Origin of the sequence: Flammeovirga pectinis, assembly GCF_003970675.1 — a bacterium.
Classification (GTDB): domain Bacteria; phylum Bacteroidota; class Bacteroidia; order Cytophagales; family Flammeovirgaceae; genus Flammeovirga; species Flammeovirga pectinis.
In genome coordinates, this window is record NZ_CP034562.1 from 306,799 (window position 1) to 320,440 (window position 13,642).

11 protein-coding genes are annotated in these 13,642 nt (G+C 32.0%); 5 read left to right on the forward strand and 6 right to left on the reverse strand.

The window, feature by feature from the left end; all coding sequences use genetic code 11:
- Positions 1-13: 13 nt before the first annotated feature.
- Together EI427_RS01250 and EI427_RS01255 are read right to left on the reverse strand one after the other, a co-directional pair.
- Entirely contained in the window at positions 14-1,120 is a 1,107-nt protein-coding gene (locus EI427_RS01250; protein ID WP_126610854.1) for a lipid A-modifier LpxR family protein, read from the reverse strand.
- 257 nt (positions 1,121-1,377) lie between these two features.
- Positions 1,378-2,343, reverse strand: coding sequence for a helix-turn-helix domain-containing protein (locus tag EI427_RS01255; protein WP_126610855.1), 966 nt, complete (start codon positions 2,341-2,343; stop codon positions 1,378-1,380).
- Between the two features lie 283 nt (positions 2,344-2,626).
- Between EI427_RS01255 and EI427_RS01260 the strand changes: the two genes are divergently transcribed.
- The 5 genes from EI427_RS01260 to EI427_RS01280 all read left to right on the forward strand — a co-directional run bounded on the left by EI427_RS01260 (position 2,627) and on the right by EI427_RS01280 (position 9,055).
- Complete coding sequence (locus EI427_RS01260; protein ID WP_126610856.1) at positions 2,627-3,565, forward strand: sirohydrochlorin chelatase; 939 nt, start codon at positions 2,627-2,629, stop codon at positions 3,563-3,565.
- Between the two features lie 9 nt (positions 3,566-3,574).
- On the forward strand, positions 3,575-5,008 hold the full coding sequence (locus EI427_RS01265) for an FMN-binding protein (RefSeq protein WP_126610857.1): 1,434 nt from the start codon (positions 3,575-3,577) through the stop codon (positions 5,006-5,008).
- A gap of 10 nt (positions 5,009-5,018) precedes the next feature.
- On the forward strand, positions 5,019-7,217 hold the full coding sequence (locus tag EI427_RS01270; protein ID WP_126610858.1) for a TonB-dependent receptor: 2,199 nt from the start codon (positions 5,019-5,021) through the stop codon (positions 7,215-7,217).
- Positions 7,218-7,251: 34 nt separating this feature from the next.
- Positions 7,252-7,989, forward strand: a complete 738-nt coding sequence (locus EI427_RS01275; protein ID WP_126610859.1) for an HmuY family protein — start codon at positions 7,252-7,254, stop codon at positions 7,987-7,989.
- A gap of 178 nt (positions 7,990-8,167) precedes the next feature.
- Positions 8,168-9,055: a ChaN family lipoprotein gene (locus tag EI427_RS01280; protein ID WP_126610860.1), complete on the forward strand. Its 888-nt coding sequence runs from the start codon at positions 8,168-8,170 to the stop codon at positions 9,053-9,055.
- Between the two features lie 83 nt (positions 9,056-9,138).
- On the opposite strand, the gene EI427_RS01285 is transcribed toward EI427_RS01280, so the two are convergent.
- The 4 genes from EI427_RS01285 to EI427_RS01300 form a co-directional block, all read right to left on the reverse strand.
- Complete coding sequence (locus EI427_RS01285; RefSeq protein WP_126610861.1) at positions 9,139-10,971, reverse strand: mechanosensitive ion channel family protein; 1,833 nt, start codon at positions 10,969-10,971, stop codon at positions 9,139-9,141.
- A gap of 486 nt (positions 10,972-11,457) precedes the next feature.
- A complete protein-coding gene (locus tag EI427_RS01290) occupies positions 11,458-12,129 on the reverse strand; it encodes a MarC family NAAT transporter (RefSeq protein ID WP_205727890.1) in 672 nt (223 codons plus the stop codon).
- 217 nt (positions 12,130-12,346) lie between these two features.
- Positions 12,347-13,219, reverse strand: a complete 873-nt coding sequence (locus EI427_RS01295; RefSeq protein ID WP_126610863.1) for a DUF1254 domain-containing protein — start codon at positions 13,217-13,219, stop codon at positions 12,347-12,349.
- Positions 13,220-13,224: 5 nt separating this feature from the next.
- Positions 13,225-13,638, reverse strand: a complete 414-nt coding sequence (locus EI427_RS01300; protein WP_126610864.1) for a hypothetical protein — start codon at positions 13,636-13,638, stop codon at positions 13,225-13,227.
- Positions 13,639-13,642: the final 4 nt, after the last annotated feature.

The following is a 13,642-nucleotide window of genomic DNA, read 5'->3' on the forward strand; positions in this document are numbered from 1 at the left end:
CGTTAACTATCAATTAAAGATTTAGATTAATATTAAATCTACCCCATTTAGGATAATAAGGAGGGAAATTATTTTCAGGATCATAGGTAATTCTATCCCAGTTATATTCTAAAGAACCAAAATGATAAGACAGAACAAACCCGATAGATACCTTGTAAAGTAATTTTGGAGTCATGTTATACGGAATTACATATGGAGAGGATTCAAAAGATATAAGGCTACCAGACATCTCTCCATCATATAAATTTAGTTCTGCACCAGTAATAAATTTTACATAGAACTGGTTTGGCTTAAAGTGATGATGTACCCAATTAGATATAGCAGACCTTCTCACTTCTTCATCACCGATCCAAAAAGATTCTGCATATTTTGCTTTCGAGTAACGTGTTTTTCTTATCGAATAGAAATTATCTAGGTTTGTTTTCTTAGAGTAAGGTCGTTCAGCTTGTACAAAATAATCATTAAAGATGCCTAAACGTAAAAATAGAGAACCTTCAAAAGACATATCCATTGTACCTACAGTACCTCTACCAACAAGAAAGACATCAGAATATTTAAAAGAAGAAATAAAGTTATGCATTACCTCGGCTGTATAATTAAGGTATAAACCATTGGCAATTTGATTGTCCCAACCATCAATACTACCGTTTCCAATTAAATTATGAAAACCATTTTGGAAAGCTTTTGCTCCCGAAAGTTCACCTACAAACCCAACATCCAAACGGGTTTTAATAACTAAACCATTAGAAGGATTAAATGCTTGCCTTGTTATAGACAGGTAGGTTACACCACAATATGGAATATCAGAAGAGTCTACTTCTGTAAGTTGAGAGTTTCTTGGAGTATACATTTTATGCACAATACCAAAATCAAATAAACTATGTCCTTCTTTCTGAGCGAATAAAAAAGAACGTGTAAACTTATTATCAAGTCCTTTAAACCCTACTTTTATTTCTGCTCCAAAACTATAAAACTGATCTGTAGATTGCACTAAAAATAAATCTTCATCAACCGTTAAGCGTATATAGAAGGGGTCTTTATCCTTAGCTTTTTCTTGAGCAAGAACCGTTGTATTAATAAGTAAAGAAAGAAGTAAAAAGAAATAATAGTGAAATTTCATTATTGATGATAAGATGGATGAATTAGTAGTAAACAAAGCACGAATTGAGTCTTAAACTATCTCTTATAGCTTGATAAATTAATAAAGTGCTTACTTAAAAAATCTTGATTTTAATGGTTTCCTTTGTTGTTCATCAACAAAAGTGAGTGATTAATGAATTGTAAAATTAGTTAAATTATAGAGAAGTATATCAACAAGAAGAGATTATAAGCTTAAAGTGATAAACATTTACGGTTGATTTATACACTAAAACTAGACTATAAATTTATTTGTTGCTGTCTATATTTTCCTGGTGTAAAACCTGTGTTCTTTTTAAACGCATACGTAAAATGCGCACTCTGTTGGTAACCAACCTTTTCTGCAACAGTGCTTATAGGTAATTGTGTAGTAGTAAGTAATTGTTTAGCATGTTCAATTCTAGTTCTTGTAGCATATTCAAAAATTGTCTCCTTGTAGGCATCTTTAAAATATTTTTTTAAATAAGACGTATTTAAACCTACAGATTTGGCTAAATCTGGAATAGAATATTGAACATGTAAGTTATTATCTATTGCCTGTTTAACACTCAGTACTTGTGCTGTATATTGATTTGTCACTTCAGTTTCCTCCTTAGAAAAGAGTTCAGTAATTTCAGAAAGTACCTCAATAATTTTTGCATTTAAGAACATCAATTGGCAAAGTCCTCTTTTGGGCGTTTCTGTAATTTCATATAAAAGTTGCTGTACCTTAATATTGTACTTTGCTACATGAAGTGATTTTTGATTAAAGATGGGTTTCATCATTTCTTCTAATGAAGACGTAAAAACACTTTGGTTAAAATAAGTATCAGAAAGCTCTAAAATGATAAGTTCTCCGTTGGTGTTTTGATTGATTTCTATTTTTAAATCAATTTGATGGTAAATGACAAAGTGCTGTTTTTGAAGTGACTTTGGCGTATCTAAAATTGAAAAGTTAGCTGTTTCATTTTCATCAACATTAAAAACAAAATACTTTTTACTTTGGTCGAATGAAATAATTTGAGGTGCAATAGTAAAGCACCTCACCTTTACTTTATAAATACTACAACCCTTAAATTGTATAGAACGTATGCCTCCGCACGCACATCTTGATTGCCAATCGTAGGCAGATGTAGTTAAGCCAAATTCCTCAGTTGTACCTGTACAATTAAGATACTTACTAATAAATTCAGGAAGAGATGTACGCGAAAAGGATGCTACTTTCATTTCGTTAGTATAGCTGTATAGATTAAGTCGTTTTTTATTTATATCTGTACAAATGTAGCTTTATTTAGATTAATTAAAAATAGCTGCGATTTGTAGTGATGTTGATTTTCGTTATTAATGCATTGATAATTAATTAATTAGTGTTTAAATAGTGTGTTCTGATTTATATTTCAAATTACTTTTTTTCTGATTTCGTAAAAATCATTTCCGATTTCGATAAACCTTCTACAATCATTTCGTCTACTTTTGTTTCGTTATTATTTAGAATCAATTTAAATAAAAGATGAAAAACGGACTTAATATATTTTTGACTATTCTACTTTTTGGAATGATTTCTTGTACTACTAAGCAAGAAACAAAAGAAATATCGGTAGCTACTTCTCAAGAAAAAATTGCAGTGTTATTAGTTAACCATGGTTCTCACTCAGAAGGGTGGAGAAAAATGTTGACTGATATTGAAAAAGACGTAGAAGGTGATATCATGAAAAGTGGTGAAATTTCTGAGGTGCGTACAGCATTTATGGAATATACAGAACCATCTATTGCTACTCAGATGAAAAAATTTGATGCAGAAGGGTACGATAGAGTAATTGTTGTTCCTATCTTTTTAACAATCTCATCGCATACAAGTAACGATATTCCAAATATTGTGGGATTAGCAAACGATCCGAAAGTAAAAGCAAACTTAAAAGAAGAAGGAATAGAAACATACACATCTAATGCTAGAGTAATTGTTACTCCGTTATTAGATTTCCCAACCGTATTAAAGAAAAATATTACACGTAGAGCAAAAGCATTATCTAATGGTTCTGGCGATGAAGGTGTTGCTTTAATTGCTTATGGTGATGAAGAATTTAACCAACAATGGGAAGAAATGGTTGAAGACATTGGACGTTATTTAAAAGCACAAACAGGTATTGGTTCTATTTCTTACGGATGGTGTGGTCACTTGGTAAGGTATTCTTCTGAACCTACAAAAAAGGCAATTGATCAAATTCTTGATTTGGAAGAAAGAGCTATCGTTATTCCTGTTCTTGTGGCTAATGATGAACATTTCCAAGGTGAAATTATCCAAAATGGTGTAGATATGGTAGAAGATCAGAAACGTGTTGTTTACAAGCAAGATGCAATTCTTCCTGATGCTAACATCAACAAGTGGGTAGTGAAAATTGTTGCAGAAACAGTGGCAGAGGTTACTGGTAAAACGGTTGCTAAAAACTAAAAAATAATAATGCGCCTTAAAATAGATTATAGAAAATCTGTACTCACAGGGATTGTTCTTTACGTATTTGCCTTTTTTGCCTACAACGGACCATTGGACAGAAAAGGGTTACACCAGAATATTTCTACAATAGAAAACGAGTTCTTTGCTCCTAAATTGGTAAGTGCTTTTAAACAAAAACATACAAAAGAAGCAGGCTTAATTTCTGAAGGTAAAAGTTATATTTTAGGCGAATACGGATTAATTCGACCTCAAAAGCAAAAGAGAACCAAAGAATCGGGTCTACTTTCTTTTGAGTCGGGTATGGGAGAATCGCTACATAATAAAGAGTGGGCAGAGGCCATAGCAAAGCGCCTAAAAAAGAAATATGATGACGATGCCGAAATTGTTGTCAAAATGAAAGGAGATCTTTGCTATGCTGAAATCTATGAGGGTAATAAACTTCGTTATCTGTATTTCGAAAATTTGCTTCATAATACAGTTCAAGGTTTTTCTGGACCAATTTACATGGGTGTAGAAACTACTTTAAGTGGGCGCATTGAAGAGGTATCTTATATTACCTCTAAAGAAACAGAAAGTTACCTGAGAAAGGTATTAAGAAGTGGTTATCTGGAGCAGTATCAAAATTTAAACATGAATTCCACAGTTCATGTTATTGATGCTGTTTCTGGAGCAACTATTACTACAAGGGCAATGGCAGAAGGCGTGACAGAAGCATTTACCGCCACTGCTCCTCAGGTACTTTCAACGTATTATACTTTTGATGTGGATGTATTCCACGTCGATGCAGAATTAACGTATTGGTGGATTTTACATGCAATTGTTATAGCAGGAATATTTCTGTATGCAGTGCTTCCACAGGTAAAAAAGACGAAGAAGAATAGGCTTTTTGTATCCCTTTTTACAATGGCATATATAGGGTTTGGCATGAATAGCTCGTTTACGTATATCACTTTCTTAATGCCATTTATGGGTACAGAAGTCTCTCTTTTTCTATCAATTTATGCCTTATTTACATTACTAGCAGCTATTTGGGGAAAGAATGCTTATTGTTCTTATGTGTGTCCGTTTGGGGCTGCACAAATGATTACACTTAGATACTCTCCTTTCAAATCTAAAAAACTATTTATCTCTAATAAACAAGCCGAATATTTACGTTATGGGTTAACCTTACTATTAGTTGGAGGCTTTATTTATGGCTATAAAGAACTAGGAAATTACGAGTTGTTTCCAGATCTATTCAGTACAGAAATCTCTTCTTATTGGCTGTATGTAGCTATTGCCTTTATAGTTGTATCGGCAAAATATCCAATGCTTTGGTGTAGAGTGGCCTGTCCTACAGGTTGTGTATTAGATGGTTTAAAAGACCTTTCTACAGTAAAAAAAGCAAAGGGAAAAAAGATTGTTATACCAAGAAAGAAAATCCATAAAGTGGCTATTTAGTCGAAAGGATATGGAAGCAAAAAAACTTATTAGTGTACTCTTACTTTTGTGTTCAACAATGGTAATGGCACAAACACAAAAAATGTCTATTGATGTAATTGATGCAACAGAACGTTTGCCGCTAATTGGTGCACATGTTTGTTTAGAATCAACTACAGGCAAGAAGATGTATTTTACAACAAATGCAGAAGGACATGTAGATGTTCCTTATCAACAAAATACACTTTGTTCGGTATCTTTTACGGGTTTTAAAATCAATAAATTTATCATCAAAGAAAAAAAAGCGGAGAAGATAACTTTAAAGCCAGATTTATTGTTGTTAGATCAGGTGGTGAAAACGGGTAGTATTACTCCGCAAAAAGTAGACGAATCAATTTATAAAATTAATGTAATTGATGGGGTTACTTTAGAAAAACAAGGTGTGCAAACAGTACAAGATGCACTCCGTTTTCAACCTAATATTAACTTAACACAAGATGGTGTGCTCGGAACTAAGATTGTAATGCAAGGTTTAGAGGGGCAGCACGTAAAAATATTAATTGATGGTATGCCCGTAGTGGGTAGACAAGACGGAAATATTGATTTGTCGCAATTAGATGCTAGTGCAATTGACCATATAGAAGTGATAGAAGGACCAATGTCTGTTGTGTATGGATCGAATGCTTTGGCAGGGACTATTAATATTATAACGAAAGAAAATAAATACCATAAAATTACAGCACAGGCAAAAGTATATGCCGAGTCTGTTGGTGTATTAAGTGCTGATGCAAATGTATCAGGAGCCAAGAAAAACCACAAGTGGGGCATTAGTGCAGGAGCTAGATTGTTTAATGGTTTTGACTTAGATAATACTTCTAGAGCAATGAATTGGAATCCGAAAGACCAATACAATGCCGATATATATTATGGGTACAAATGGAAAGGTTGGGATACTAAGTTTGGTGTAAGATGGGGCAGAGAAGAACTTACTTATTTAGGAAATTACCTCTCTCCAAACAGAGCTTTTGATGATAAATTTACAACGGATAGAATAACATATTACGGTCAGTTTAATAAGCAATTTGCAAATGGAGACGCTTTCCAAGGTATGTTATCATACAATACTTATAACAGAGAAGGACAACAGTATTTTGTAAAAGAAGATGAAGGAACATCTACGGCCAAAGGAGAGGCAACAACAGATGCTTTTCAAACTTTGAATGCTCGTTTATCTTATGCTAAAACCATAAATGATTGGTGGAAATTAACGGCAGGGTATGAGTTGACAGAAGAACAAGGACAAGGAGCAAAAATAAAAGATAATGCAGGAATGATAGAAAATGCTGTATGGACAGATATGAATATTTCAATTTCAGAGCGTTGGGCATTTCAACCGGGCGTACGTTTTCTTCATCACAATGCTTTTGATGCTCCACTTATTTATTCTGCACATTTAAAATACGATGACACCAACTCTTGGGCAGGTAGATTATCTTTTGCAAAAGGTTTTAGAGCACCGTCTTTAAAAGAACTATACATGGATTTTGTAGATACAAACCATCAAATTTATGGTAACGAAAACCTTACTCCAGAAACCTCATACAGCTTAACAGGAAGTGTATCTAAAAACTTAGAACTGTCAGAAAGTACTGTTTTTAGGGTAGAAGCATCTGGTTTTTATAATCATTTATTTGATGTAATAGAATTGGCCCAAGGGCAAGATGGTGTTTCTTATGTATACACAAATGTGACACAGAAAAAAACACATGGAGGTACTTTTAAAGTAGGATACAACAACAATAATAAATTAAAAATTGATGCAGGAGTAACGTTAACAGGGATAGGTTACGATCTACAGAATACAGCAGATTTTAATTTTAGATATTCTACAGACTTCGTTTCATCGGTAGCTTATTTTTGGCCAACAATTGATTTGTCCACTAGGTTAGATTATAAATATACAGGGGCTAGGGTACAGTTAATGACTTCTGGAGAAGAGGGCGAAATAACAGAAGGGACTGTAGATGCTTACAATATGCTCAACTTCTCTACCACAAAAACTTTTAAAAATAAACGCTACTCGGTAACGGGTGGAATCAAAAATATCTTTGATGTAACCAATGTAACAAACACTACGCAAGGTGGGGCACACTCTGGAGCATCGAGTATGATGATTGCTTGGGGACGAACTTATTTCCTCTCTTTAAAAATTAATCTCAGTAAAATTTAATAAACAGACAAACTTCAATTAATCGTATAAAACAATGAAAAAATTAGTTACACTTTTTATCGCGTCTTTATTTATCACAGCTTGTACAGATGATAATAATGAACCTTCAGTTCCAGAAGATACTTCATCTCATGAAATTCAAGTTGCTTTATATAGCACTCCAGATGTTGAAGTAGAAATGATTGGTCATGATGGTCAACCAGCAAAAACAAAATTATCGTATAACCGTCAAGTTTTTGTAGACTTAGATGCGGCTACTGAAACTACAAATGCAGATACTTTAGGTTACCATTGGAACGATGCTAAATATACGCATTTCGATTTGTGGGAAACTGGTAAAGACGTTGCAGAAGGTAGCCAAGGATGGGACCTTGCTTTAGCCTATTATAATGGTAAAACTTTAGATCCAAGTTCTGGAACAGAAGTACCTTACATGATGACAGGAGGATTAATAAATAAAGGAGAAGTAAAGGCAATTCGCTTAAACAAAGAAGAAATTGAAGCAGAAGGTCAAACTTTTGTAGCGTACAATAACATTACTTACGCAGACGCCAACAAATTATCGTTAAATGAAGATGTGGATGCCATTGGTTCAGATTGGAAAGCATTAGATTTTGCCACTTTCACTTATCAAATAGTAGCAGATCAATATTATATTATCGAATCATCAGATCAGAAGTTATACAAACTTGCATTTACAGGTTTTTATAGTGATGAGGATGGAACGAAGGGTTTTCCAAAGTTTAAATTCCAAAGGTTAATCGCAGAGTAAAGCATAACACAACACAATTAAAAAGTCAAAGTCGTTTACTAGTGTAGAGATCTTTTATTGAGAGGTCTCTACATTTTTTTGTCTACTGTTGTAATCCGATACTTTTTAATCTAGCTTAGATTAAACATTTTTTATCTCAATTAATTATATGATTGATATCCATCGAAATAAATTAAACATGAAACACTTCTTATTTATAGCCACATTTATTTTAACCTCTTTTATTGTGAATGCACAATCAAGATTAAAAGCCTATCAAATTTTTGATAAAGACGGTAAGGAAGTCACTTTCGAAGAAATGTCTAAGGCATTATCTACTTACGATGTAGTTTTCTTTGGTGAGTTACATAATAATCCTATTGCACACTGGTTACAATTTGAACTGTCGCAGTCGTTAGCAAAAGCAAAAGACAATAATATTGTCTTTGGAGCAGAAATGTTCGAGAAAGACAATCAGATGGTTTTAGATGAATATTTGCAAGGGTTTATAAAAGAGAAAACCATGATGAAAGATGGGAAAGCATGGGACAATCACTCTACAGATTATGCTCCTTTGGTTAACTTTGCAAAAGAAAATAACATTCCATTTATTGCCACAAATGTACCAAGACGTTACGCGAGTATGGTATCTAAAAAAGGATTACCAGCTTTAGAAGAACTTAGCAAAATGGCCAAGAAAAAATACATTGCCCCCCTACCAATAGAAGTACCTTACGAGTTGCCTTCTTACAAAGAAATGGAAGCAATGATGTCTGGTCATGGAATGTCTGGTCAGGCAAAAAACTTTGTAGCGGCACAAGCCATTAAAGATGCTACAATGGGTTATTCTATTGTGAAAGGTTTAAAGAAAGATAATAAAGGAAAATTGTTCTTACATTTTAATGGCAATTTCCACTCTAAAAATCACGAAGGAACAGTTTGGTATGTAACTAAGTACAACAAGAAATTAACCTCTGGTGTAATTTCTTTTGTAGAACAAGCTGATGTTTCTAAAGTAGCAGACGAGAACAAAGGCAATAATGAGTTTACAGTAGTATGTACTTCTAACATGACGAAGACGTTTTAGAAAGTCTACATTATGCATATATTGAAAAGCCTTCTTATCACATAAATCAAATGGTTTATATGGTGAGAAGGCTTTTTTATAAGCTAATCTACAGTAGATGCTTTACTTTTAGAAGAATTCTGTAATTGTAATGTCTGTGTTGGAAATGCAAAATCAATAGAAGCCTCTTTTAAACTTTTAATGATTTTGAAATTTATTTTCTCAGAAAATTCCATAAAATCCCACCACTCGGCAGGAAAATACCAGAATACGACATAGATATTAAAAGAATCATTATTTATCTGATTAAAAAATACCTTTGGAGGAAACTCCATATTATTAATTGCATGATTTGGATGGTCTGGTGTATTACTGTTCATAGGCACAGCAAGAACATCTTTTATAATTTGTACGCTTTTTTCTACTATTTCAATAGAAGATTCATGTTTGATTTTAATATTAAAATCTCTTTTTAGATAAGGTCTTTTTTGAATATTTTCAATTTCTACTGTGGCCATTTTTTCATTAGGAACTGTTACTAGCGGTCCAGATAATAGACGGATTCTGGTAGAACGAATACCAATTGATTCTATAGTGCCATTATAATTTAATACTTGAACTCTGTCGTTTACTCGATAGGGTTTGTCGGCAAAAATTGTAAAACTAGCAATAATATTCTCTAGTGTTGGGCGGATAGCTAGTGCGATGGCAATACCACCTATACCAACACCCGTAACTAATGGTAAAACGGCTAAACCTATTTGAGATAAACCAAAAACAATAACAAAAAACGTTAGTATTGTCGATAGAACCATAAAGATAGCACGAGTATATGTAGCTTCTAAACCAATTTTCTTTGCATTAGAAGTATTAATAATAGATTCTGCTATTGCAGATGTAAAATGAAAAGTTAGGAAAGAAAATAATAACCAAAAGAGTGCTTCTAAGCCTATTTTAAAACCAACTAAAACATTACCGACAAGGTTTACCTGATCGTTTAGTAAACGGTTAAGAAAATAGATAATTATAATGCAACAAGTGATGAATAAGACTTTACTCCATTGTTTTATAACAGCAGAACGATCGCTCATTAATTCTATTAATATATAATGAAGTACTTTAGCTACACCAATAGATATTGCAATAAAAAATAATAAAGCACTCCATTGCCATATTGTTTGATTTAATAGCATTGTTGTAGACCAATCTGGTAATAAAGAAATCCATTTAGGAGGAATAAGTAAACCAGGAGTACTTATATAAAAAGGATAGAAATTTTTAGAGATATAGTTTTCACTTTTATAGGGAAGGTGCTTAATTTCTTCATAAAAACCGGGTATTCTCTCTACAGTTTCTTTAGAAAATAAATATTGACCTTGGCTATCCTCAGTAGCTTGTTTAACTAAAATAATTTCTGTTTTAGGTATTCTCCAATGCGATAATTGAGGATGTTTTTTATTTTCTAAATCATATTCAACATCTCTTTTGTTTGGTATCTTTTCTAAGTCAGGAATTGGAATACGATCAAGTATTTCTTTTAACATTATTGCTCTACTAAAAGACATATCTTTTTGTATGGAAGGAGGAAATGAGCTTAAATCGAGACAATCTGTAGCCCTATCAAAAATTAATTCTGCCTGATACATTTCTTCTTTAATACTATCAGAAATAAAGTAGCCTGGTAATTCAATGTTTTTTAGGTAGGTGGCCTTTAGTATTTGATGAGAGTATTTCATGTTATTTATAAAACTCACAATTGTAGCTCTAGGGCTTGATGTATTTGGAGGGTTTAATGGATGGATAATTGCCTCTTCAATAAATTGTTTTTCACTGACACTAGAATAATCATTAAAAGATAAAGAATCTAGCTCATTAGCATTACTAGTAAATACTATGTACAAGTAAAAATGTAGAAATAAAATAAATTTAAGATTCATAGATTTTTTATTAAAGCAATAAGGTATTAATTAAAAATAACCACCCCTAAAAATGAATTTAGGAGTAGTTATAGATTGGTTTTAGCATTAACTAAATTGTTTTAATAATTTTCACTTACTAATGGCTTTACTCGCTATTAACAAGTAAAACAATAGTTTGCTTGATCTCATCAAATAATTATAACATGTTTATTGGTTTTTCTATTTCAGAAAACGAATATTTATATACTTAAATTAAATGTTTTATATATGTAGGTAACTTCCCCTTGTTATTATACTTACAAATGTAGTTTACATAAGTAAGTGATGTAAGTTAAATACCGTATAATACTGTAAAACGAAAATTGTAAAAAGGTAAAAGCTATAAGTCTTTACTTTAGTATCATATAATCTACATAATATTGTGCGGTACCTTTCTAAGTTGATATGTATAAGGCTATAAAGGTTAATGCTATAAGTGCTAGACTTAATTTTTTCTTTTTCATCTTAATTTTGTAATTGTTCTAAACTCTCAATGATAGGTACTAGAAAACTAGCACTACCTAAATACCCTCCAAGGCCGTCTAAAACGAATTGGAATGCAATACAAATAAGCATAAAACCCATAATTCTAGTAAGTGCATCTAAACCTGTAACACCAAGAAAGCGAGCTATTATAGGTGCACTTTTCATGGATAGCCAAGCAATAAAAACAACACCCAAAATACCTAGAGATATTGCAGAATACCCAGCTAAGTTATCAGATCCAGCTGCCATACTTATAACTACAGAAATAGAACCTGGTCCACTTAATGAAGGCATTGCTAATGGAGAAAAGGAAATATCATCCATCTTCTTAGCTTCTTTTTTTGCCTCATCAGATATTTCGTCTGTTTTGCTAGGGTTTAGCATCTCAAACCCTACTTTTAAGATTATTAATCCACCGGCAACTCTAATAGCAGGAATAGAGATACCAAAAAACTCTATTAAGATAGCACCAGACCATAAGAATGTAAGTAGAATGGCAGCCATAAATAAACTAGCTTTTAGAGCTTGCTGTTGCGACCACTCTTTTGTATGTCCTTTAGTTAAGGATAAAAATAAAGGGACTGTAGCAAAAGGATTAGATATTGGCAAAAGAGCCAAAAATGTTATAATTGCTATTTCTATAGTATTCATAATAAAGATAAAATGATAATTTTATTAGTTGTGAATTTCAATTAAAATGAAATTGTTTAATATATTAATTAGTACCATTATTAGTAGCTAATGATGGAATGTAAAATGTAGTATTTAATGAATCGATTACAGTTTATAAAAGGTGAAATTGATTAGGGAATACTTGTAGTACTCTTTATAAATCAGGTAGATTATTTCCTGTTAATTCGTTTTTTTATTAGGATGTCTTTTTAGGCATATCTTCCTTATTATGAATGTAGTCAATGTATTTAACTCTATCTTTTATTGCTTTTTCTAGAGCTTTCTTTACTGTTACTTTAGGAGTGAAAATTTTCTCTTTTTGTAAACCAATAGATAATAACATTTTTTCCATTATTTTATCATTTTCTTGTAGTGGTTCTTCGTTTAGTAATATTGTAACTTTATCAAAATAGGACAGGTTATAGTCAGGGGTAGAGGTTATTTGTTTACCTTCCAAATTTATAAAATTTCTTTTTGGAGGGTGGCTAAATTGATCAAAAGAATACGCATGGATTTGCTTAGATAAATCAACAGCTTCTTGAAAGTTACTCTCCTTTGATGGTGTAGCCATAAGATTAATTATTATGGTATTTGATTTGAAGGAAACTACAGTATATCCATTCGGTGTTTCTCCTTTATAATCTAGAGGTGTAAATAAATACTTTCCGTTACTATCATCTATACAGCTCTTTTGCCAAATGTTTTTTGCTGAAAAAGAAAGTGATATTTCCTTTGTAGATGTTGGAATATCAATTATAACAGGACCATTTTTAACAGAAATAAAAACAGTAGTGGATACTGTTTTTGATAAAGAATCTGTAGGTATGGATGTGTAATATATGGTATTGTAACCTCCTCCAAGATTAAAATGACCTTCTCTATATTGCAACATACTTACCGCAGGAAAAGACCAATTAATAACCTCAAAACCTCTTTGGTAAGCAACCTGATATTCCCAATTTATCTTGGCATTTTTTTCTTGTACATTTACGCCTTGAGCCATTATTGCTGTACTTATAAAAAATAGTAATGCAAACAATATAAAGGTGAGTTTTATAAAATTTTTCATAGCATTTATTTTTCTTGCATTATTGATATTAGCTTATCGTTTTCAAAAAATAGATAAACAGTTTTTTTAACGATAGATTGGTATTCTAATAGTATATATTTTCCCCAAGTACCTTCAATATTACGTTCTCTATTCGGTAACTTTAGAATACTTTTTACTTCTGAAGTTGACATACCAAGGGCTAATTTTTTCTTTGATTTATTTTTTTCCTTATTTTTATCAATTTTATTGATATGTACCGTCTTTAGCTTTCCATTTTCAATTTTTTGAACTTTTAGAAATACATTTCGTTTATCGGCACCTGTGATAATATATTTTTCATTTTTTATTGATACAGTATCTTTTACTGCCAATTGTTGGGCATTTGTTATTGTAGCAACCCCTAACAATAGTAAAAATAGTGACATTAATTTTTTCATAGAT